The sequence below is a fragment of the Pseudomonas sp. P4_B3 genome, from assembly GCF_056402295.1.
The window spans coordinates 146800-165883 of the sequence record NZ_JBFUHR010000018.1 but is presented as its reverse complement, the minus strand read 5'-3'; the positions used below and the strand labels follow the sequence as shown (position 1 = coordinate 165883).

Genomic DNA, 19084 nt, shown 5'->3' with positions numbered 1-19084 from the left:
ATGCATTCCCCTGTAGGAGCTGCCGAAGGTTCGGGCCGCGTTCGGACGATCTTTTGATCTTTCTACAAACAAAAACGCCGCGATTCTCTCGCGGCGTTTTTGTGTCTGTTGCCTTATTTACCCCAGGTTCTTGCCGAGCAGTGCGTGATACAGCTCGCTGTCGCCAAGAATCCCCACCACCTTGTTGTTGTCATGCAGCACCAGCTTGTTGCCGGTCTGATAACGAATCTGCAGCGCATCGCGCATGCCGATGTTCGAGTCCACCAGGGTTGGTCGACGACCCAGGCCTTCAACGGCCTGACCCGGTACCCAGTTCTGCAAGTCCAGCGCAGACCCGTTCTGGCGAGCGCCTTTGATGGTGTTGCCTTCGGCCAGGTCCAGCCACGAATCGCCGCCCGGATCCAGGCACACCGAACCGTTGATGCGTTTGCAGTTGTCCAGGGTGCGCATCAGGCTGCGACCGCACAGTACGTTCAGCGGGTTGGTGTGAGCCACGAAGGTCCGCACGTAGTCGTCCGCCGGGTTGAGGACGATTTCTTCCGGCTTGCTGTACTGGATGATCCGGCCGTCCTTCATGATCGCGATACGGCTGCCGAGTTTCAGCGCTTCATCAAGGTCGTGACTCACGAAGACGATGGTCTTGTGCAGCTTGCGTTGCAGTTCCAGCAGTTCGTCTTGCAGGCCCTGGCGGATCAGCGGGTCGAGTGCCGAGAACGGTTCGTCCATCAGCAGAATGTCGGCGTCCATCGCCAGTGCGCGGGCCAGGCCCACGCGTTGTTGCATACCACCGGACAGCTCGTTGGGTTTCTTGTTGCGCCACTGGGTCAGGCCCACCAGCTCAAGCTTGTCGTCCACCAGTTTGCGGCGTTCTTTCTCGGGGCGACCCTGCATTTCCAGGCCAAAGCTGATGTTTTCGCGAACGGTCAACCAGGGCATCAGGGCGAACTTCTGGAACACCATCGCAATGCGCTTGGTGCGCATCATTTTCAGTTCTGCCGGCGTGCACGAGGCAATGTCGATCTGCTTGCCTTCGTGCTCGACGAACAGCTTGCCGCGGCTGACGGTGTTGAGGCCGTTGATGCAGCGCAACAGGCTGGACTTGCCGGAGCCGGACAGACCCATCAGTACGCAGATTTCACCTTTTTCGATATCCAGGCTGGCCTTTTCAACGCCGACAATCTGCCCGGTCTTTTTCAGGATCTCGTTGCGGGTCATGCCTTGATCCAGCAGCTTGAGTGCCTCGCGTGGATCCTTGGAGAAGATAACGTCAACGTTATCGAAGCGAATTATGCTCATGCGTCACCCCCTACTTTGGCGTCGGGTTGTTTGCAGATACGGTCGAGCATGATCGCCAGCAGTACGATCGCCAGGCCTGCTTCGAAGCCCAGGGCGATATCAGCAGTGTTCAGTGCGTTGACCACCGGTTTGCCCAGGCCATCGGCGCCCACCAGTGCTGCGATCACCACCATCGACAACGACAGCATGATGCACTGGGTGATACCGGCCGCGATGCTTGGCATGGCGTGGGGCAGTTCGATCCGCGAGAGCAGCTGACGTCGCGAGCAGCCAAAGGCCTTGCCGGCGTCCATCAATTCTTCCGGAACATCGCGGATACCCAGGTAGGTCAGGCGGATGGGCGCGGCAATCGCGAACACCACCGTGGAGATCAGGCCCGGGACCACACCCAGCCCGAAGAGGGTGAGGGTAGGAATGAGATACACGAAGGTCGGTACGGTCTGCATCAGATCGAGTACCGGACGCATTAAAGTATAGAACATCGGCTTGTGCGCGGCGACGATGCCCAGCGGCACGCCGATGACCACGCAGACCAGGGTGGCGAACAGCACCTGGGCGAGGGTTTCCATGGTCTCCTGCCAGTACCCCAGATTGAGGATCAGCAGAAAGGAGGCAACGACAAACGCGGTCAGACCCCATTTGCGTTGAATGTAGTGTGCCAGTAGTGCGATTAGGCCGATCAGTGCCAGCGGGTTGAACCAGGTCAGCGCAAACGTCACGCCGTGGATCATCGTTTCCAGTGTCACGGCGATTGCGTCGAAGGTGCTGGCGCCGTGTTGCGTCAACCATTCAACGAAGCGCGCGATGTACTGGCCTAGGGGTATTTTCTGATCAATCAGCATGGTAGTGAACGTCCGCATGCAAGGAAATAAACAGCCCGGGCAGGCGAACCTGCCCGGCATAAGCGATTACTGCAGTTTGGCTTTCACGGCCTCCAGGCCAGGTTTACCGTCAATGGTGGTCACGCCAGCGAGCCAGGTATCGAGCACCTGTGGATTCTTTTTCAGCCAGGCCTTGGCGGCCGCGTCAGGCTTCATCTTGTCGTCCAGGATGTTGCCCATCAGTTCACTTTCCATGTCGACGGTGAACTCCAGGTTCTTCAGCAACTGACCAACGTTGCCGCACTCCTGCGCGTAACCCTTGCGGGTGTTGGTCGCCACGGTGGCGGCACCGAAGTCCGGGCCGAAGAAGTCATCACCACCGGTCAGGTATTGAATCTTGAAGCGCTTGTTCATCGGGTGCGGCGCCCAGCCCAGGAACACCACGGCGGTGTCGCGTTTCTGCGCGCGGTCGACCTGCGACAGCATGCCGGCTTCGGAGGATTCGACGACTTTGAAACCGGCGGCCTTCAGGCCGAAGGCATCTTTGTCGATCATGCTCTGGATCAGACGATTGCCGTCGTTGCCAGGCTCGATGCCGTAGATCTTGCCATCGAGCTCTTTCTTGAACTTGGCGATATCGGCGAAGTCATGCAGGCCCTTGTCGTACAGCGCCTGAGGGACGGCGAGGGTGTACTTGGCGCCCTTGAGGTTGGTGCGCAAGGTTTCCACGGTGCCGGCATCGCGGTAGGCCTTGATGTCGTTTTCCATGGTCGGCATCCAGTTGCCCAGGAACACGTCCATGTTCTTGCCGTCGGCCAGGGACTTGTAGGTCACGGGTACGGAAATCATGGTGGTCTTGGTCTTGTAGCCGAGGGCGTTGAGCACAACGCTGGTGGTCGCGGTAGTTGCGGTGATGTCGGTCCAGCCGACATCGGAGAAGTTTACGGTACTGCATTGTGCCGGTTCTGCGGCTTGCGCCAGAACCGGCAGACTAAGCATGGCGGCCAACAACAACGACGGGGAACCTTTCATGGATGGACTCCTTGGTGTTTTTTTTGGCAGTGTTCCGACTGGACCACCGCACTTATAGGTTGCGGTTGGATGGCGTTCTGGAGACAGCTCTACCACGTCGCCTTGCAATCGAGTCGATATGATCATGTACCAGTGAAAATCTGACGCCTACAGGGTGCGTCGTATCCAGTACAGGGATGGTCGCATCCAGTGTCGGTGACGTCGTTTACAGATTTTTTCAGCCCGATTTTCCCCTCTGAACCGCAAAAAAACGGCGAAAACACAGCGTAAAAGACACGCGGCGCTGGTGGGCATGAGTGCGTCGGTTAGAGACGTCGAACAACTGGATAAAAGCTTGATGATGCGGTCATCCCGGCGGATTGCAGCTTGAGCGTAGCAGCTCCGTCACCGTGCGCTTTCGCGTGCGCAGTGGGCCTATCCAGGAGTTCGGCAGTAATGGCTATCAGTGTTTTCGACCTGTTCAAAATCGGCATCGGCCCTTCCAGTTCACACACCGTAGGGCCCATGCGGGCGGCGGCGTTGTTTGTGCAGGGCTTGCGCGAGCGCGGGCTGCTTGAGCAGGTGCGACGTGTTGAAGTCCAGCTGTTCGGCTCGTTGTCGGCCACCGGTATCGGCCACGGCAGTGACAACGCGGTGATCATGGGCCTGATGGGCGAGTGGCCGGATGCGATCGATCCGTCGCAAATCGGCATACGTATTCAGGCCCTTCGCGAGACCGATACGCTGCTGCTCGACAGTCGCTTGCCGGTGCCCTTCATCTGGGCCCGGGACATGCGCCTGATCGACGAGAACCTGCCATTCCACCCCAACGCCATGACCCTTATTGTCGAGGGCGTTGACGGCGAGTTGCATCGCGACACCTACTATTCGGTCGGCGGCGGTTTTGTCGTCGATGAGGCACAGGCCTCCAGCGGTGTCGTCGACCTCGACCGCACCGTGTTGCCATATGACTTTTCCAGCGCTGCCGAGCTGCTGGAACTGTGTAAAAAACATAACCTGCGCGTGGCTGAATTAATGATGGCTAACGAGAGGGTGTGGCGCAGCGAGGACGAAATCCGCAGCGGCCTGATGAAGCTCTGGCGCGCCATGCAGGATTGCGTTGAACAGGGCCTCAAACACGAAGGCATCCTGCCCGGCGGCCTGAACGTGCGCCGTCGTGCGGCCAAGCTGCACCGTAGCCTGCAGGAACTGAACAAACCTAACGTGATCGGCTCGACCTTGAGCGCTATGGAGTGGGTCAACCTGTTCGCCCTGGCGGTCAACGAAGAAAACGCCGCCGGCGGGCGCATGGTCACGGCGCCGACCAACGGCGCGGCAGGGATCATTCCGGCGGTGTTGCACTACTTCATGAAATTCAGCGAGGCGGTGACCGACGCCAATGTCGTCGACTATTTCCTCGGTGCGGCGGCGGTGGGAATCCTGTGCAAGAAGAACGCCTCGATCTCCGGTGCCGAAGTCGGCTGCCAGGGCGAAGTCGGTTCGGCCTGCGCCATGGCGGCGGCCGGGCTGGCGGAAATTCTTGGCGCCACACCAGAGCAACTGTGCAACGCGGCGGAGATCGGTCTGGAGCACAACCTCGGCTTGACCTGCGACCCGGTCGGCGGATTGGTCCAGGTGCCGTGCATCGAGCGCAATGCAATTGCGGCGGTCAAGGCAATCAATGCGGCGCAAATGGCTTTGCGCGGTGATGGTCAGCACTTTATCTCGCTGGACCGGGTGATCCGCACCATGCGCGATACCGGTGCCGACATGCATGACAAATACAAAGAGACATCGCGGGGTGGCTTGGCGGTGAGTGCGGTGGAGTGCTGACACACAGGTCCCTGTAGGAGCTGGCTTGCCAGCGAAAGCAGTGGTTTTACCGCTGAAGATGTGTCGGATGTATTGGCCTCTTCGCTGGCAAGCCAGCTCCTACGCACTGCCAGACCAGTCAAAACTGCGCGCTAAGTGAACACCCGCTCGAAAACGCGCCACCTTTTGGCGCGTCGCTCACAGATAAATCGACTTGCCACTGATCGAGGGCCAACCGGCCTTCGACCGCCCGTCACCCGTGCCTGCGGTGACACTCCTTTCCATCGCGGCGCAACGCCGTTCCCACAAGTGCTACCGAATTGCTCACAGCTTGTGGGCCGGGGCGCTTGCCAGTCCTGATGGCCATTTAAATCCCCCTGCCTTGCAAGACATATATAGACACATTCCGACGTCGTTTTTAGGAGTTATTGAACGCGCATTCAAATTTAGGCATGGCAATTGCTCTGTCATTACAAAGCCCGTCTCCCACGCGAGAACGATGGCAATAAAAAGAGCCTCCGCCTGAGGCCATCACCCGCTTTGTGTGAGGAGATACCGCGATGACGACGTTCAACTCCGGGGCCCAACCCCAGAACCGTGCGCCTCAATCCATCGGCTTTCTGCTGCTGGACAATTTCACGCTGATTTCTCTGGCCTCCGCAGTGGAACCCCTGCGCATGGCCAACCAGTTGTCCGGTCGCGAGCTGTATCGCTGGACCACCCTCACCGTCGATGGCGGCCAGGTCTGGGCCAGTGACGGCCTGCAGATCACCCCCGACGCCTCCATGCACAAAGCCCCGCCAATGGACACCGTCATCGTGTGCGGCGGTATCGGCATCCAGCGCACTGTTACCCGTGAACACGTGTCATGGCTGCAAAGCCAGGCCCGCCAGTCCCGCCGCCTCGGCGCGGTGTGCACCGGCAGCTGGGCTCTGGCCTGCGCCGGCCTGCTCGACGGTTTTGATTGCAGTGTGCACTGGGAGTGCCTGGCAGCGATGCAGGAAGCCTTCCCGCGAGTAGCGATGAGCACCCGCTTGTTCACCCTCGACCGTAACCGTTTCACCAGCTCCGGCGGTACCGCGCCGCTGGACATGATGCTGCACTTGATCAGCCGCGATCACGGTCGTGAGCTGTCGGCGGCCATTTCGGAAATGTTCGTCTACGAGCGCATCCGCAACGAGCAGGATCACCAGCGTGTGCCGCTCAAGCACATGCTCGGCACCAACCAGCCGAAGTTGCAGGAAATCGTCGCGTTGATGGAAGCCAACCTCGAAGAGCCGATCGACCTGGACGAACTGGCGGTGTATGTCGCGGTGTCCCGTCGTCAGCTCGAGCGGTTGTTCCAGAAATACCTGCACTGCTCGCCTTCGCGTTACTACCTGAAACTGCGCTTGATCCGCGCGCGCCAGCTGCTCAAGCAAACGCCGATGTCGATCATCGAAGTGGCGTCGGTCTGTGGCTTCGTGTCCACCCCGCACTTCTCCAAGTGCTACCGCGAATACTTCGGCATTCCGCCGCGTGACGAGCGCGTAGGGTCCAACACCACCCAGCAAGTGGCGATGATGCCTTTGCCGCAAGCGCTGGTGCTGTCGCCGTTGTCCGGGCCGTTGTCGGCGCTGAGCCAAGCGCGTAATGAGTCGACGTTTGCCAGTGTAAGGCTCTAGACCGGGTCGACTTCATTCGCGAGCAAGCCCGCTCCCACATTTGATCTGTGTTGTTCACAGAACCAATGTGGGAGCGGCGGTGCGGCGATCCGACTTGCTCGCGAAGGCTTTTTATCGGCCTGTGTGACTCTGCTGATACTCCGCCAACGCCGGCAACAACTGCTTGTCGATCGCCTGGCGCACCGCCGGCAGGATGGTCGCGCTGCTGGTGTACATCTGCTTGACCATGGTCCGCAGCGTCATCGCCCGCACATCGTTCAACCCCCTTACCGCACACTCACAGGCTTGCTCGGCGGTGGCGCCGGTGGGCACTTCGAATCCCAATGACTTGAGTTGGCCCAACAGGTCTTCCTGGTCTATCAAATCGGCGTGCATCATGACGCAATCCTTCTTCAGGGAACGGTGTCGTGGTTCGATTCTGGTAGGGGTGCCGGGTGTCGGCAAGGGCGAATTGTCGCAATGGCTCAATTGGTTATGAACATGTCGTTTTCGGCTAACCTGGCCCGCCGGGGAGTGGGCACACTGGACTCAGCTCGCTTCACGAAGGTTTGGTCACCCTCGCACGGCAGCTCCTCAACAGTACCCTCTGCCTCGATCCTGTCACGGCTTGATCGGGGTTTTTTTTGCCTGTGATTCAGTGGGTTTTGTGTGGATTGATATACCGCCTTCGCGAGCAAGCCGGTCCCACATTCGATCGCATTCCTCTAGAGGAACTCGGTCAACTGTGTGAGCGGGCTTGCTCCGGGCGGCGTTCCGACGAAGAACGATGACGCGGTCTAGCGCTGTAACACCAGAATCCGCGACAACAACTCATCCCGGTCCACATAGCAGCCCTGGAAATGCCGGGCGCCGGTGGCGGGGTCGAAGGCGTTGCGGGCATGCAGGGTGCGGCGGTTGTCGAAGCACCACAGTTCACCGGGATTGAGCCGCTGCATCAACCTGAACCGAGGCTCGCGGGTCATCGCGATAAAGCGTCGGTAGGCCTGATACAGCTTGGGCATCTGTTCTACCGAGGCATCGAACGGCCCGCGCAGAAAGTTCGCCATGCGGATTTCCGACACCTGCCCCAACGCATCCAGAGCAATGATCGGCGCGAGGCAGCGGTAGTCGCTGTGACGGTCCTTGTTGCGAAACTCCACGGGGATTTCGCAGAGGCTTTTGAAAGCCTCCGGATCTTCCCGGCGCAACGCGTCGGCAATGGCAAAACCGTCGACGAAAATGCTCTCGCCACCCTCGGCGTCATTGACCAGGCAATGCAGGAATTGCAGTCCCGGTTGCAACTCCCGGGTCGGCAAGTCGCTGTGCAGCGGCAGGTTGAAGGCGGTGTAGGCGTTGCTGTCGGCGTCGGCCTTGGATTGCACGTTGAACAGCACGCCGAAATTGCTCTCGCGGATGAAGGAAATCCGTTGGGCGATCAGCTTCAACGAGCCGGGCTCTGTGGGCACGCCACGGACTTGGGTCAACCCGACATCGCGCACCGCCAGCAACCATTGCAACAACGCTTTCGAGTCATTCATCAGCGCCTGGTATTCGAACACTGGCAACTGCAAGTCGCTGTGCCAAAGCCTGGCTTTTGGCTTGTGTGCCTGGCGTTCCGCGCGGGATTCGTCGTCATAGGCATGGGCGCGCAGCCAGCCAGGGTCGAAGCGGCTTGAGTGGCCGTCCTGCCAATCAATCGACAAACAGCCATCGCCGTCGATACTGGCGTTATCGGGCATCAGATCTTGAGCCACATCGACGATTTCCAGCACTTGCTCGCGGGTCACGGTGTAGACGCACTGCGGGCATGGGCAGTTATCCCGCAGCCATTGATGGTGGAAAGGGCTGACGCGATTGTCGGCCCACTTCACCAGAACACGGTCCGCCTGGGTCTGCACGCCAGTCAGCGCGCTGATCAACGGATAGGTACGAAAGTCGGCAAATGCTGCGGCGGTGTTCATGGCGATCTCCTTGTTATTTTTTTGGGGGTAATGCGATCACTCGGCCAATGTAGTCGGGTGCTGGCAGGTCTGCCTGTTCGGCGACGATGGCTTGCAACCGGCTCAAGGACAGTTCGCTGAACGGTGCCGAACGCGGCCCGGCGAGATCCACGTGCAGCAGCATCTGTTCGTTGCCAGCAAGTTCCTGGGCATCACCGACCAGATGCAGGCTGTGATAGAGGTGCACGCGCTTGCTGTCGTGGGCGATGATTTGGGTGTGCACTTCGACTTGGGCGTCGAGTTTCACTTCGTGCAGGTAATTGAGGTGCAGTTCGAGGGTGAACAGTGAGTTGCCACTGGCTTCCCGGCTGTTGCTGTCCAGGCCCAGGCGATCCATCAGGGCGTCGGTGGCGTAGCTGAAAATCAGCAGGTAGAAGGCGTCGCGCAGGTGGCCGTTGTAGTCGACCCAGTCGGGGATGATGGTGGTTTGGTAGGTGGTGAGGGTGGGCATGATGACTGATCCAAGAAATTAGGTGACTGGACTGCCGCTTTCGCGAGCAAGCCCGCTCCCACAGGGGGAATGCATTCCAATGTGGGAGCGGGCTTGCTCGCGAAGAGGCCAGTGCTGCTGGCCCCAAGCCTGGGGGTTACTCGGCGAAAGCCATCCCATGCTTCTCTTTGGTGGTCTTCACCGCCTCCAGCACTGCCAGCAGGCAGTCATCACGATAGCGCTCCAGTGCTGAAATGCTGTGTTTGCCCAGTTGATCGCTGGTGCCATCGACCACGTCGTCGATCAGCTTGTCGGTCAGCTCCGGCGCCGGCAGGTAGGTCCACGGCAATTGCAACGCCGGGCCGAACTGCGCCATGAAGTGGCGCATACCGGCATCGCCGCCGGCCAGGGTGTAGGTCAGGAACGTGCCCATGAACGACCAGCGCAAGCCCGCGCCGAAGCGGATTGCATCGTCTATTTCGCCGGTGGTCGCCACGCCGTCGTTGACCAGGTGCAGCGCCTCACGCCACAGCGCTTCGAGCAGGCGGTCGGCGATGAAACCCGGTACTTCCTTGCGCACATGCAGCGGGCGCATCCCCAGGGATTCATAGACCTTCATGGCCGCTTGCACCGCTTCAGGGGCGGTGTTTTTGCCGCCGACCACTTCCACCAACGGCAGCAGGTAAACCGGGTTGAACGGGTGACCGACCACGCAACGCTCAGGGTGCGTGGCACTCTCGTAGAACTCGCTCGGCAGCAGGCCGGAGGTGCTGGAACCGATCAAGGCATTGGGCTTGGCTGCGGCGCTGATTTTGCTGTGCAGGTCCAGTTTCAGCTCCAGTCGCTCCGGGGCGCTTTCCTGGATGAAATCGGCATCGCGCACGCACTCTTCGATGGTCGCGACAAAGCGCAGTCGATCTTGCGATGCACCCGGCGCCAGGCCTTGTTTCTCCAGCGCGCCCCAGGCATTGGCGACGCGTTTGCGCAAGGCGGCTTCAGCGCCGGGGGCCGGGTCCCAGGCCACTACATCCAGACCATGGGCGAGGGCGCGGGACACCCAACCGCTGCCGATGACACCGCTGCCTAACGCTGCGAAGGTTTTGATTTCGGTGATGAAGCTCATGGTGGTTTCCTAAAGAGTTCGGTGATCCCTTGTGGGAGCGGGCTTGCTCGCGAAAGCGGTGGTTCTACCGCTGAAGATGTGCCGGATGTACCGGCCTCTTCGCGAGCAAGCCCGCTCCCACAGGGGTATGCGTAGGTTTGATTAGCCGCGCTTGGTCAGGCCCATTTTTGCCCGGCCTTCAGCCGGGGTCAGGACGCGGGCACCGAGGCGGCTGAGGATTTCGCCGGCACGCTCGACCAGTTGGCCGTTGGTCGCCAGCACGCCCTTGTCCAGCCACAGGTTGTCTTCCAGCCCGACCCGTACGTTGCCGCCGAGCAACACCGCTTGCGCCGCCATCGGCATCTGCATCCGACCGATACCGAAGCCGGCCCAGACCGCGTCGGCCGGCAGGTTGTCGACCATGGCTTTCATGGTGGTGGTGTCCGCCGGCGCGCCCCACGGGATACCCAGGCACAGCTGGAACAGCGGGTTGTCGAGCAGGCCTTCCTTGATCATCTGCTTGGCGAACCACAGGTGGCCGGTGTCGAAGATTTCCAGCTCGGCTTTCACGCCCAGCTCTTGAATGCGTTTGGCGCCAGCGCGCAGCTGGGCCGGGGTGGAGACGTAAATGGTGTCGCCGTCGCCGAAGTTCAGGGTGCCGCAGTCGAGGGTGCAGATTTCCGGCAGCAGTTCTTCGACGTGGGCCAGGCGGGTCAGCGGGCCGACCAGGTCGGTATTCGGGCCGAATTCCATCGGATTCTCGCCGGCACCGATCTCCAGGTCGCCACCCATGCCGGCGGTGAGGTTGACGATGATGTCCACGTCCGCCTCGCGGATGCGCTCCATCACTTCGCGGTACAGCGCCACGTCACGGCTGAACTTGCCGGTTTGCGGGTCGCGCACATGGCAGTGAACCACGGTGGCGCCGGCCTTGGCGGCTTCCACGGCGGCAGCCGCGATTTGTTTCGGGGTGACCGGCACGTGTGGGCTCTTGGCGGTCGTGTCGCCAGCACCGGTGAGTGCGCAGGTGATGATGACGTCGTGGTTCATTTGGCGGTTCCTTACAGGCGAGTTTTGGCTTTGGCCAGGCGTGGTGGTGCCGTTCGCAGCCCGTTGGGGCTGCGAGACGGTGGTTCGTTCGGGTTTATTTACTGGTCAGTTTCAGGTTTTCAGCGGCCGGTTTGCCATCGAAGGTGGTGACGCCTTCAAGCCAGCGTTTTTTGTCCTGCGGGTGATCCTTGAGCCATTGCTTGGCCGACTCGAAAGCGTCCTTGTGATCCAGCAGCGGCTGCATCATCCGGCTCTCGTCTTCGGCGGTGAAGGTCAGGTTGGTCAGCAATCGGCCGATGTTCGGGCATTGCTCGGCGTATGTCGGCGCGGTGACGGTCCATACCGTGGCCTTGCCTTCGTCCGGCCCAAGGGCGTTTTCACTGCCGGTGAGGTAGGTCATTTTCACGTTGACGTTCATCGGGTGCGGCGCCCAGCCGAAGAACACCACGGCTTCGTTGCGACGTACGGCGCGATCCACGGCGGCGAGCATGCCGGCTTCGCTGGATTCGACCAGCTGGAACTTGCCGAGGCCAAACTGGTTCTTGGAGATCATCGCCTTGATTTGGGTGTTGGCGCCCGAGCCAGGCTCGATGCCGTAGATCTTGCCGCCCAGTTCCTTTTCGAATTTGGCGATGTCAGCGAAGGTTTTCAGGCCCTTGTCGGCGAGGTAGGTCGGCACGGCGAGGGTCGCGCGGGCGTCCTGCAGGCTTGGCGCTTCAAGCACCTTGACCTGTTTGGCGTCGACGAACGGGGTGATGGTCTGGGTCATCAGCGGGTTCCAGTAGCCGAGGAACAGGTCCAGACGCTGGTCGCGGATCCCGGCGAAGATGATTTGCTGGGAGGCGCTGGTTTGTTTGGTGCTGTAGCCGAGGCCATCGAGCAATACCTGGGTCATGGCACTGGTGGCGATCACGTCGGTCCAGTTCACTACACCCATGCGCACGTTCTGGCACGCGGCGGGTTCGGCGGCCATGACACTGGCGCTCAGCAAAGCGGTACCACTGAGTGCAAGAACACAGCTGCTGATCAGTCGTTTCATCTCAGGTTCCTCGGCAGTTCGTTTATTGTGAGTTCCGGTGTCTGATGCGCCGGTGATGCCAAGTTACGCAGCAAAGCACCGATGAAAGCGCACTGCGGCGACCAGCTCTTGCACTGCAGCGACCTGTGCTCTTGAATGCCGCTCGCAAGTGGCGTATCAACTTCCCTACGCTGCCCGCCCTCTCGTTACCTGGCCTCTTGTTACCTGCTAAGCGAGTGCGCTCCATGTCCCAGGATTTCTACTTCTTGTTGATGCCGGGTTTCTCGGCCATCGGATTTATCTCGGCCATCGAGCCGTTGCGGGTTGCCAATCGCTTTCGCGGCGAGTTGTATCGCTGGCATGTACTGAGCGCCGATGGCGGGGCGGTGCTGGCGAGCAACGGCATGTCGGTCAACGCCGATGCGGCGCTGGAGCCGCTGAAGAAAGGCGCGACACTGCTGGTGGTCGCTGGTTTCGAACCCTTGAAGTTCGCCACCCCGGCGCTGGAACACTGGCTGCGTCGCCTGGACAACGAAGGCGTGACCCTCGGCGCCATCGACACCGGCAGCTTCATCCTCGCCGAAGCCGGCCTGCTCGATGGCCATCGCCTGACCCTGCACTGGGAAGCCATCGACGCCTTCAAGGAATCTTATCCACAGCTCAGCGTCACCCAGGAGCTGTTCGAGATCGACCGTCGGCGCATCACCTCCGCTGGCGGCACGGCTTCCATCGATTTGATGCTGGATCTGATCGCCCAGGCCCACGGTCCCGATCTGGCGATCCAGGTCAGCGAACAATTCGTACTCGGCCGTATCCGCCCGCGCAAAGACCACCAGCGCATGGAAGTCGCCACGCGCTACGGCATCAGCAACAAGAAGCTGGTGCACGTGATTGGGGAGATGGAGCAGCACAGCGAACCGCCGCTGAGCACTTTGGAACTGGCGGAATCGATCAAGGTGACGCGGCGACAGTTAGAGCGCCTTTTTCGTTTGCACCTGAACGACACGCCGAGCAATTTCTACTTGCGGTTACGGTTGGAAAAAGCGCGGCAGTTGCTCCGTCAGACCGACATGAGCGTGCTGGAAGTGAGCATTGCCTGCGGGTTTGAATCGCCTTCGTATTTCACCCGTAGTTATCGGGCGAAATATGAGCGGTGTCCGCGAGAGGATCGGCGTACCGCCAAAGCCTGAACAAGCCTGGGGTTCACCCTGTTTTGGCAACAGCAGAGAAACCTGTGGGAGCGAGCCTGCTCGCGATGGCGGTTTGTCAGGCACTTTGATGTTGGCTGGCGCACCGCTATCGTCGGAACGCCGCCCGGAGCAAGCTCGCTCCCACATTAGATCTTTGGTGTCTGGAGGGGCGGGTTACTTCTTCAACAACGCCGAACAAGCCGCCTTGTACGCCTCATGCTGATATTTATTCAGCGTCTCCGGCAGTTCAACTGCGAATTTTTTGCACTGCGCGGTGATGGTCTGTGGTGACAACAGCATCACCTCGCAATTCTCCAGCAACTGGAAAACCCCCTCGATCTTGAACGTCGTCGGCCCGCCAGCGAACTCGCCCTTCTTGCTGCGCTTCTTGATCGCGATGCGGTCGATGGAGTTCTCACGGACAAACGAAGCGACCTGAGCGGCGAACACTTTGACGTTGGCGGCTTCATCGTCATCGTCCAGGGCAATTTTCTTGGTGGCGAGCGCGACATGGCCCAGCGCCTGACCGTCCAGCGTGGCCACGGCGATGATCGCTTCGCTGCCTTTGATTTCGATGCCGCAGACTTTCATGTTCAATCCCATAAGTGACAGAGGGTGTGCAGCTTACAGCTCAAGCTGGCTGGCAGTGATGCCAAATGCCAAAGCGATTTTTTCGCGAGTGGCTTTTCGGGGCTTGGCGACGGTTTCCTGTTGGGCAAAGGCAGGCTGGGTTATGCCCATGCGTTTGGCCACTTCATCCTGGGTAAGGTTCAAGTGTTCGCGCCAGGCGCGGATAGGGGTAGCGCCATCGACGATACGGCTCACCACTTCATGGGGGATCAAGTCGGGCTCGATTTTCTGCGCCACGTATTGTGCATAGGGAATGACCACGAAGGCTGGATTGCCTTCGGCGTCGTTGATGATTTGAATGTCAGTAGGTGCGTTCATCGCGTTTTTTTACCTCTTGAATACTGACCACTTTGATCGCGCCATCCCAATCAAGCATGACCCGATAGTTACCGACACGCAGTCGATAAGCATAGTCATGACCGACCAGTGCTTTGACATTGCCTGTCTCAGGCATGCCAGCGAGCGCCGTGATGGCATCACGAACCTGAATCTGGTGAACGGAATGCAATCTCAAGAGTTGCTTAACGGCCTTTCGAGTCCAGTGAATGCTGTTCATGGAAGAATATAAGTCTTTTATAAGATTTGCGAATCTTTACTTATATTTTTATGGTTGGCCATCAACAACATCTGTCGGCATGTTGCGTGAAAAGTCCGCAGAGCAGCGGCTTTGGACAGAAGCTGTAGGTCAGATCAGAGTGCTTTGTGGGAAAAGGGTTTCTTGGCGATTGAAAGCTGGTGGTAGTGCCAGCTTTCAGTGGGACATTCAGGACTATTCCTGCCCAATCGACTCCAAAAACTCCGACCGCTCGTCACTCATCCGCGCAATGCAATCGTTCTGGGCAATGGTGAACGCCTTGCTGCCACTGGTGGCCGGGAAGGCTTCGACGGCGCAGTCGGCATCCCGGGTCTTCAGCCATTGCTGTTGGGCGGCCTTGAGCTTGGCGGTGATGTCGGCCAGTTGCGACGGGTTTTTGCCGTACTGCGACTGCATGCGCTCGTTCAGGCCCTGGAGGTTTTCCTTGAGCAGGTCTTCGGCGGTGGTTTTGCTGAAGGCCGAGCACTCGAGGGTCTGGACGTCGTTTTCGACTTTGTCGCACGGGTTGTCGTCGGACACCTCGGCTGCGTGTGCGCCGGTCGCAATCAGTGCCAAAGCCAGAAGGATGGATTTCATTCAAGTCGCCGCTCTATTCCATTGATGCGGCGAATTCTGGCCCAAGCCGAAGGCCTTGAACAGGTCGGTGATTGTGCCTGGCGACGACCCTTTGTCGCGGATTGACGCTTTCGGCAATTCCCTTGTCGTTTTTGCACCCGGCTGCTTAGGCACCGAGGCATATGCTGGCCCAAAGCGCCGGCAGACGATTCGGCGCATGAATCGCTAATAAGGGGACAGCCTGATGAGCCCAGCCGAATTGCACGCCGACAGCATCGTTATCGACGGGCTGATTATTGCCAAGTGGAACCGCGAGCTGTTTGAAGACATGCGCAAAGGCGGTCTGACCGCGGCCAACTGCACCGTGTCGGTGTGGGAGGGCTTCCAGGCCACCGTCAACAACATTGCCGCCAGCCAGAAGCTGATCCGCGAGAACAGCGACCTGGTGATTCCGGTGCGCACCACCGCCGATATCCGCAAGGCCAAGGAGCAGGGCAAGACCGGCATTCTCTTTGGCTTCCAGAATGCTCACGCATTTGAAGACCAGATCGGCTACGTCGAGGTGTTCAAGCAGCTCGGCGTCGGTATTGTGCAGATGTGCTACAACACCCAAAACCTGGTCGGTACCGGTTGCTACGAGCGTGATGGCGGCCTGTCGGGTTTCGGTCGTGAAATCGTCGCCGAGATGAACCGGGTCGGCGTAATGTGCGACCTGTCCCACGTCGGCTCGAAAACGTCCGAAGAAGTCATCCTCGAATCGAAGAAGCCGGTCTGCTACTCCCACTGCCTGCCGTCGGGGCTCAAGGAGCACCCGCGCAACAAATCCGATGAAGAGCTGAAGTTCATTGCCGACCACGGCGGTTTCGTCGGGGTGACCATGTTCGCGCCGTTCCTGGCCAAGGGCATCGATTCGACCATCGACGACTATGCCGAAGCGATCGAATACACCATGAACCTGGTTGGCGAAGACGCCATCGGCATCGGCACCGACTTCACCCAGGGCCATGGCCAGGACTTCTTCGAATATCTGACCCACGACAAGGGCTACGCCCGCCGCCTGACCAGCTTCGGCAAGATCATCAACCCGCTGGGCATCCGCACCGTCGGCGAGTTCCCGAACCTGACCGAGACCCTGCTCAAGCGCGGCCACTCCGAGCGCGTGGTGCGCAAGATCATGGGTGAGAACTGGGTGAATGTCCTCAAGGACGTTTGGGGCGAATAAGCCACCGCATCTCTGAATCCTTTCCCGCTGCCGTCCGTGCAGCGGGCAACACAACGAATTTTCTGGAGTTAAGTTTCCATGGCCAAGATCGCCCCGCAATTGCCAATCGAAGTCGACAGCGAAACCGGTGTCTGGACCTCCGACGCCCTGCCGATGCTGTACGTGCCACGCCATTTCTTCGTCAACAACCACATGGGCATCGAGGAAGTGCTGGGCGCTGAAGCCTACGCCGAAATCCTCTACAAGGCCGGCTACAAGTCTGCCTGGCACTGGTGTGAAAAAGAAGCCGAATGCCACGGCCTGGAAGGCGTCGCGGTGTTCGAACACTACATGAAGCGCCTGTCGCAGCGCGGCTGGGGCCTGTTCAAGATCCAGGACATCGACCTCGACAAAGGCACCGCCAGCGTCAAGCTCGAACACTCGGCATTCGTCTACGTGTACGGCAAGGTCGGGCGTAAGGTCGACTACATGTTCACTGGCTGGTTTGCAGGCGCGATGGACCAGATCCTCGCCGCTCGCGGCAGCAAGATCCGTACCGTGGCCGAGCAAGTCTACGGTGGCTCCGAAGAGGGCCACGAAGACGGCTTGTTCATCGTCAAGCCGTTGTAAGTCGAGGAACCCGCCATGGCTTTCGAAGCAATGTTCCAGCCGATCCAGATCGGCAAACTGACCATCCGTAACCGCGTGCTCAGCACCGCGCACGCCGAGGTTTATGCCACCGACGGCGGCATGACCACCGACCGGTACGTCAAGTATTACGAAGAGAAAGCCAAGGGCGGGATCGGCCTGGCGATTTGCGGTGGCTCCTCCAGCGTGGCCATCGACAGCCCGCAAGGCTGGTGGAAGTCGGTGAACCTGGCGGATGACCGGATCATTCCGCACTTCCAGAACCTGGCCGATGCCATGCACAAGCATGGCGCGAAGATCATGATCCAGATTACCCACATGGGCCGTCGTTCCCGTTGGGACGGCGAACACTGGCCAACCCTGCTGTCGCCGTCGGGCATCCGTGAGCCGGTGCACCGTGCGACCTGCAAGACCATCGAGCCGGAAGAAATCTGGCGGGTGATCGGCAACTACGCCACGGCAGCGGCGCGGGCCAAGGCCGGTGGCCTGGACGGCGTCGAATTGTCCGCCGTGCACCAGCACATGATCGACCAGTTCTGGAGCCCTCGGGTCAACAAGCGTACCGACGAATGGGGCGGCAGCTTCGAGAACCGCATGCGTTTCGGCCTGGAAGTGATCAAGGCTGTGCGCAAGGAAGTCGGTCCGGATTTCTGCGTCGGCATCCGTCTGTGCGGTGATGAATTCCACCCGGATGGCTTGTCCCATGAGGACATGAAGCAGATCGCCAAGTACTACGACGACACCGGCATGATCGATTTTATTGGTGTCGTGGGTTCAGGGTGCGACACCCACAACACCCTGGCCAACGTTATCCCCAACATGAGTTATCCACCGGAGCCGTTCCTGCATCTGGCGGCCGGTATCAAGGAAGTGGTCAAGGCACCTGTACTGCACGCGCAGAACATCAAGGACCCGAACCAGGCGACCCGTATTCTGGAGGGCGGCTACGTCGACATGGTCGGCATGACCCGCGCCCATATCGCCGACCCGCACCTGATCGCCAAGATCAAGATGGGCCAGGTCGACCAGATCAAACAGTGCGTCGGCGCCAACTACTGCATCGACCGTCAGTATCAGGGCTTGGACGTGCTGTGCATCCAGAACGCCGCAACTTCCCGTGAATACATGGGCGTGCCGCACATCATCGAGAAAACCACCGGTGTCAAACGCAAGGTGGTGGTAGTCGGTGCCGGCCCAGCCGGGATGGAAGCCGCTCGCGTGTCGGCCGAACGTGGCCACGACGTGACCCTGTTCGAAAAGAAAGAATTTATCGGTGGGCAGATCACTACCGCGTCGAAAGCTCCACAACGGGACCAGATCGCGGGTATCACTCGCTGGTTCCAGCTGGAACTGGCGCGTTTGAAAGTCGACCTGCGCCTGGGCGTGGCGGCGGATGCGGCGACCATTCTCGACCTGCGTCCGGACGTGGTGGTGCTCGCTGTCGGCGGTCATCCATTCCTGGAACAGAACGAACACTGGGGCGCGGCTGAAGGCCTGGTGGTCAGCAGCTGGGACATCCTCGACGGCAAGGTTGCACCGGGCAAGAACGTGCTGGTCTACGACACCATTTGCGAGTTCACCGGGATGTCGACGGCCGACTTCCTCGCCGACAAGGGCAGCCAGGTCGAGATCGTCACCGACGACATCAAGCCGGGCGTGGCCATTGGCGGTACGTCGTTCCCGACTTACTACCGCAGCATGTACCCGAAAGAAGTGATCATGACCGGCGACATGATGCTGGAGAAGGTCTACCGCGAAGGCGACAAGCTGGTGGCGGTGCTGGAAAACGAATACACCGGCGCCAAAGAGGAGCGGGTGGTCGACCAGGTGGTGGTGGAAAACGGCGTGCGTCCGGACGAAGAAATCTACTACTCGTTGAAGGAAGGCTCGCGCAACAAAGGCCAGATGGACATCGAAGCCTTGTTTGCGATCAAGCCGCAACCTTCGCTGAGCACCACGGGTGACGGCTACTTGCTGTTCCGTATCGGCGACTGCGTGGCCCAGCGCAATACACACGCTGCGATCTATGACGCGCTGCGGTTGTGCAAGGATTTCTAAGTCACTGACGCGCCCCCTGTAGGA

19 protein-coding genes are annotated in these 19084 nt (G+C 59.8%); 6 read left to right on the top strand and 13 right to left on the bottom strand.

What is annotated here, in order from left to right:
- Positions 1-117: 117 nt before the first annotated feature.
- The 3 genes from choV to AC1DWG_RS21015 form a co-directional block, all read right to left on the bottom strand.
- Positions 118-1296 (bottom strand): choline ABC transporter ATP-binding protein, encoded by a 1179-nt coding sequence (choV, locus tag AC1DWG_RS21025; protein ID WP_477760724.1) that lies wholly within the window; start codon positions 1294-1296, stop codon positions 118-120.
- Positions 1293-2138 carry a choline ABC transporter permease subunit gene (choW, locus tag AC1DWG_RS21020; RefSeq protein WP_477752446.1) on the bottom strand — a complete coding sequence of 282 codons (846 nt, stop codon included), beginning with the start codon at positions 2136-2138 and terminating at the stop codon, positions 1293-1295. The genes choV and choW overlap by 4 nt, the downstream gene beginning before the upstream one ends.
- Before the next feature lie 66 nt (positions 2139-2204).
- Positions 2205-3149 (bottom strand): choline ABC transporter substrate-binding protein, encoded by a 945-nt coding sequence (locus AC1DWG_RS21015; protein WP_046039346.1) that lies wholly within the window; start codon positions 3147-3149, stop codon positions 2205-2207.
- 435 nt (positions 3150-3584) lie between these two features.
- Between AC1DWG_RS21015 and AC1DWG_RS21010 the strand changes: the two genes are divergently transcribed.
- Both AC1DWG_RS21010 and gbdR read left to right on the top strand, forming a co-directional pair.
- Entirely contained in the window at positions 3585-4961 is a 1377-nt protein-coding gene (locus tag AC1DWG_RS21010) for an L-serine ammonia-lyase (protein ID WP_477760723.1), read from the top strand.
- A 539-nt stretch (positions 4962-5500) separates the two neighbouring features.
- A complete protein-coding gene (gene gbdR / locus AC1DWG_RS21005; RefSeq protein ID WP_007975492.1) occupies positions 5501-6604 on the top strand; it encodes a choline metabolism transcriptional regulator GbdR in 1104 nt (367 codons plus the stop codon).
- Between the two features lie 111 nt (positions 6605-6715).
- On the opposite strand, the gene AC1DWG_RS21000 is transcribed toward gbdR, so the two are convergent.
- The 6 genes from AC1DWG_RS21000 to AC1DWG_RS20975 form a co-directional block, all read right to left on the bottom strand.
- Complete coding sequence (locus AC1DWG_RS21000; RefSeq protein ID WP_007995656.1) at positions 6716-6982, bottom strand: hypothetical protein; 267 nt, start codon at positions 6980-6982, stop codon at positions 6716-6718.
- Between the two features lie 398 nt (positions 6983-7380).
- Entirely contained in the window at positions 7381-8544 is a 1164-nt protein-coding gene (locus tag AC1DWG_RS20995; RefSeq protein WP_477762896.1) for a gamma-butyrobetaine dioxygenase, read from the bottom strand.
- A 13-nt stretch (positions 8545-8557) separates the two neighbouring features.
- Positions 8558-9034: a thioesterase family protein gene (locus AC1DWG_RS20990; RefSeq protein ID WP_477762895.1), complete on the bottom strand. Its 477-nt coding sequence runs from the start codon at positions 9032-9034 to the stop codon at positions 8558-8560.
- Positions 9035-9170: 136 nt separating this feature from the next.
- Positions 9171-10136 (bottom strand): L-carnitine dehydrogenase, encoded by a 966-nt coding sequence (locus AC1DWG_RS20985; protein WP_008019487.1) that lies wholly within the window; start codon positions 10134-10136, stop codon positions 9171-9173.
- A 141-nt stretch (positions 10137-10277) separates the two neighbouring features.
- Complete coding sequence (gene cdhC / locus AC1DWG_RS20980) at positions 10278-11165, bottom strand: 3-dehydrocarnitine:acetyl-CoA trimethylamine transferase CdhC (RefSeq protein WP_008048151.1); 888 nt, start codon at positions 11163-11165, stop codon at positions 10278-10280.
- 94 nt (positions 11166-11259) lie between these two features.
- On the bottom strand, positions 11260-12204 hold the full coding sequence (locus AC1DWG_RS20975; protein ID WP_477762893.1) for a choline ABC transporter substrate-binding protein: 945 nt from the start codon (positions 12202-12204) through the stop codon (positions 11260-11262).
- Positions 12205-12428: 224 nt separating this feature from the next.
- On the opposite strand from AC1DWG_RS20975, the gene AC1DWG_RS20970 reads away from it, so the two are divergent.
- Entirely contained in the window at positions 12429-13373 is a 945-nt protein-coding gene (locus AC1DWG_RS20970; RefSeq protein ID WP_477762892.1) for a GlxA family transcriptional regulator, read from the top strand.
- A 174-nt stretch (positions 13374-13547) separates the two neighbouring features.
- Here the strand turns inward: AC1DWG_RS20970 and AC1DWG_RS20965 are convergent, their stop codons facing one another.
- The 4 genes from AC1DWG_RS20965 to AC1DWG_RS20950 all read right to left on the bottom strand — a co-directional run bounded on the left by AC1DWG_RS20965 (position 13548) and on the right by AC1DWG_RS20950 (position 15174).
- Positions 13548-13964 (bottom strand): DUF3010 family protein, encoded by a 417-nt coding sequence (locus tag AC1DWG_RS20965; protein ID WP_477762891.1) that lies wholly within the window; start codon positions 13962-13964, stop codon positions 13548-13550.
- Positions 13965-13997: 33 nt separating this feature from the next.
- Positions 13998-14321: a helix-turn-helix domain-containing protein gene (locus tag AC1DWG_RS20960; protein WP_056726566.1), complete on the bottom strand. Its 324-nt coding sequence runs from the start codon at positions 14319-14321 to the stop codon at positions 13998-14000.
- Positions 14305-14559, bottom strand: a complete 255-nt coding sequence (locus AC1DWG_RS20955) for a type II toxin-antitoxin system RelE family toxin (RefSeq protein ID WP_477762890.1) — start codon at positions 14557-14559, stop codon at positions 14305-14307. Before AC1DWG_RS20955 ends, AC1DWG_RS20960 begins: the two co-directional genes overlap by 17 nt.
- Before the next feature lie 213 nt (positions 14560-14772).
- Positions 14773-15174 carry a lysozyme inhibitor LprI family protein gene (locus AC1DWG_RS20950; RefSeq protein ID WP_477762889.1) on the bottom strand — a complete coding sequence of 134 codons (402 nt, stop codon included), beginning with the start codon at positions 15172-15174 and terminating at the stop codon, positions 14773-14775.
- Between the two features lie 223 nt (positions 15175-15397).
- On the opposite strand from AC1DWG_RS20950, the gene AC1DWG_RS20945 reads away from it, so the two are divergent.
- The 3 genes from AC1DWG_RS20945 to dgcA all read left to right on the top strand — a co-directional run bounded on the left by AC1DWG_RS20945 (position 15398) and on the right by dgcA (position 19060).
- Positions 15398-16375, top strand: coding sequence for a dipeptidase (locus tag AC1DWG_RS20945; RefSeq protein ID WP_108216971.1), 978 nt, complete (start codon positions 15398-15400; stop codon positions 16373-16375).
- Positions 16376-16453: 78 nt separating this feature from the next.
- A complete protein-coding gene (locus AC1DWG_RS20940; RefSeq protein WP_007975505.1) occupies positions 16454-16984 on the top strand; it encodes a DUF5943 domain-containing protein in 531 nt (176 codons plus the stop codon).
- 15 nt (positions 16985-16999) lie between these two features.
- Positions 17000-19060 (top strand): dimethylglycine demethylation protein DgcA, encoded by a 2061-nt coding sequence (gene dgcA / locus AC1DWG_RS20935; RefSeq protein ID WP_477762888.1) that lies wholly within the window; start codon positions 17000-17002, stop codon positions 19058-19060.
- Positions 19061-19084 lie beyond the last annotated feature (24 nt).

Coding starts and splice junctions, on each gene's coding strand:
- choV (WP_477760724.1), bottom strand. CDS start 1,296: ATGAGCATAATTCGCTTCGATAACGTTGACGTTATCTTCTCCAAGGAT.
- choW (WP_477752446.1), bottom strand. CDS start 2,138: ATGCTGATTGATCAGAAAATACCCCTAGGCCAGTACATCGCGCGCTTC.
- AC1DWG_RS21015 (WP_046039346.1), bottom strand. CDS start 3,149: ATGAAAGGTTCCCCGTCGTTGTTGTTGGCCGCCATGCTTAGTCTGCCG.
- AC1DWG_RS21010 (WP_477760723.1), top strand. CDS start 3,585: ATGGCTATCAGTGTTTTCGACCTGTTCAAAATCGGCATCGGCCCTTCC.
- gbdR (WP_007975492.1), top strand. CDS start 5,501: ATGACGACGTTCAACTCCGGGGCCCAACCCCAGAACCGTGCGCCTCAA.
- AC1DWG_RS21000 (WP_007995656.1), bottom strand. CDS start 6,982: ATGATGCACGCCGATTTGATAGACCAGGAAGACCTGTTGGGCCAACTC.
- AC1DWG_RS20995 (WP_477762896.1), bottom strand. CDS start 8,544: ATGAACACCGCCGCAGCATTTGCCGACTTTCGTACCTATCCGTTGATC.
- AC1DWG_RS20990 (WP_477762895.1), bottom strand. CDS start 9,034: ATGCCCACCCTCACCACCTACCAAACCACCATCATCCCCGACTGGGTC.
- AC1DWG_RS20985 (WP_008019487.1), bottom strand. CDS start 10,136: ATGAGCTTCATCACCGAAATCAAAACCTTCGCAGCGTTAGGCAGCGGT.
- cdhC (WP_008048151.1), bottom strand. CDS start 11,165: ATGAACCACGACGTCATCATCACCTGCGCACTCACCGGTGCTGGCGAC.
- AC1DWG_RS20975 (WP_477762893.1), bottom strand. CDS start 12,204: ATGAAACGACTGATCAGCAGCTGTGTTCTTGCACTCAGTGGTACCGCT.
- AC1DWG_RS20970 (WP_477762892.1), top strand. CDS start 12,429: ATGTCCCAGGATTTCTACTTCTTGTTGATGCCGGGTTTCTCGGCCATC.
- AC1DWG_RS20965 (WP_477762891.1), bottom strand. CDS start 13,964: ATGAAAGTCTGCGGCATCGAAATCAAAGGCAGCGAAGCGATCATCGCC.
- AC1DWG_RS20960 (WP_056726566.1), bottom strand. CDS start 14,321: ATGAACGCACCTACTGACATTCAAATCATCAACGACGCCGAAGGCAAT.
- AC1DWG_RS20955 (WP_477762890.1), bottom strand. CDS start 14,559: ATGAACAGCATTCACTGGACTCGAAAGGCCGTTAAGCAACTCTTGAGA.
- AC1DWG_RS20950 (WP_477762889.1), bottom strand. CDS start 15,174: ATGAAATCCATCCTTCTGGCTTTGGCACTGATTGCGACCGGCGCACAC.
- AC1DWG_RS20945 (WP_108216971.1), top strand. CDS start 15,398: ATGAGCCCAGCCGAATTGCACGCCGACAGCATCGTTATCGACGGGCTG.
- AC1DWG_RS20940 (WP_007975505.1), top strand. CDS start 16,454: ATGGCCAAGATCGCCCCGCAATTGCCAATCGAAGTCGACAGCGAAACC.
- dgcA (WP_477762888.1), top strand. CDS start 17,000: ATGGCTTTCGAAGCAATGTTCCAGCCGATCCAGATCGGCAAACTGACC.